Source organism: Streptomyces sp. H39-C1, assembly GCF_027158125.1.
Taxonomy (GTDB): domain Bacteria; phylum Actinomycetota; class Actinomycetes; order Streptomycetales; family Streptomycetaceae; genus Actinacidiphila; species Actinacidiphila fildesensis.
This window is the reverse complement of sequence record NZ_JAPVLS010000184.1, coordinates 4487-6044: the sequence shown is the minus strand read 5'-3', so window position 1 is coordinate 6044 and position 1558 is coordinate 4487. Positions and strand designations below refer to the sequence as shown.

Genomic DNA, 1558 nt, shown 5'->3' with positions numbered 1-1558 from the left:
GGTCTCACGAACGGACGGCCGGCGTCGGAACCACGGCCAGGCGGCCGTCCGTCATGTCGAGGAGGCGGTCGGCGCGGGCCATCAGGGCTCGGTCGTGGGTGACCATGACGGTCGCCGTGCCGTGCTCGGCGGTGACGCGGGCCAGCAGGTCGACGATCTGCGCGCCGCGTTCGTGGTCGAGGGCGGAGGTCGGTTCGTCGACCAGCAGGACCGCCGGGCGGCCGAAGAGCGCGCGGGCGATGTTCACCCGCTGGCGCTCCCCGCCGGACAGCTGGTGCGGCCGCCGGGCGCGCTTCGCCGCGTCGAGGCCGACCGAGTCGAGCAGCGCCCCGGCCCGCTCCCGGGCCGCCCGCACCGGCCCGCCGCGCAGGTGCTCGACGACGAGCAACTGCTCCAGCGCGGTGAGCGAACCGAGCAGGTTCGACTGCTGGAAGACGATCCCGATGTGCTCGCGGCGCAGCGCCGTGCGCTCCTTGTCGCTCAGCCGGGTGGTGTCCCGGCCGGCCACCACGACCTGCCCGGAGTCGGGCCGCGACAGGGTCGCGGCCACCGCGAGGAGGCTGGACTTGCCGGAGCCCGACGGCCCGGCCACCGCCAGCAGTTCACCGGCGGCGACGTCCAGGGACACGGCGTCGAGCGCGGTCAGCCGGCGGTCCCCGTCCGGATAGGTGAGCCGGACGGAGTCGAGCGCGAGGACGGTCATCGGTTGGCTCCCAGCGCGGTCAGCGGGTCGACGGAGGTGATGCGGGCGATCGCGAGGGCCGAGCCGGCCAGGCCGAGCAGCACCATGACGGCGACGGGCACGGCGACGGTGGCCGGGCCGACGGCAAAGGGCACCGCCGACGCGGCGACCGCTCCTCCCCCGGCCCCGATCGCACCGCCCAGCAGCGCCCCGCCGCCGAGCACGGCCAGCGCCTGCGCGAGCGCGTCGCGCACCAGGTAGCCGCTGCTCGCGCCGATGGCCTTGAGCACCGCCACGTCGGGCTTGCGCTGCACCGTCCAGACCGTGAAGAACGCGCCGGTCACCAGGGCGCTCACCGCGAACAGGAACACCTGGATCATCTGCAGGCTGAGGTGCTCGGCCTGGTAGCCGTCGATCCCCACGAGCGCGTCGCCGCGCGCGACGGTCCTGGTCCCCCGCGCCGCGTCGGCCGCCCCGAGGTCCGCCCCCGACCGGCGGACGGCGAGCACGGTGGGCTGCCGCTGGCCGCTGATCCGCTGCCAGGTGGCGAGGGTGGTCCAGACGGTCGCGGCGTGCCCGTACGAGCGGGTGGCGGTGATCCCCGACACCGTCACCTTCTCGGTGCCGAGCCCGAGCGTTCCGCCGGGGCCGACGCCGTAGGTGTCCGCGACCGACCGGCTCACCGCGACCTGGCCGTCGCGCGGGGCGCTGCCGGAGAGCAGCGGCGGCAGCAGGTCCGCCGAGCCGCCGAAGAGGCTCACCGAGCCCGCCGCGGTGGCGCCGGCGGCCCGGGTCATCGCGACGCCGAGCGGCTCGGCGGAGCCGACCCCGGGGGTACGTGCGCAGGCCGCGGCCTGGGCGGCGCTGATCGTGCGG

Annotated in this window: 2 protein-coding genes; both read right to left on the bottom strand. The window is 76.4% G+C overall.

What is annotated here, in order from left to right:
• Window positions 1-4 precede the first annotated feature (4 nt).
• Window positions 5-703 (bottom strand): ABC transporter ATP-binding protein, encoded by a 699-nt coding sequence (locus tag O3W51_RS46855; protein ID WP_138354304.1) that lies wholly within the window; start codon window positions 701-703, stop codon window positions 5-7.
• Window positions 700-1558: FtsX-like permease family protein (locus O3W51_RS46850; RefSeq protein ID WP_269290126.1), on the bottom strand; the 859-nt coding region annotated here is incomplete at its 5' end. The genes O3W51_RS46850 and O3W51_RS46855, both read right to left, overlap by 4 nt.

Bases quoted from the DNA above. Each gene is read 5' to 3' on its own strand.
- O3W51_RS46855 (WP_138354304.1), bottom strand. From the start codon at position 703: ATGACCGTCCTCGCGCTCGACTCCGTCCGGCTCACCTATCCGGACGGG.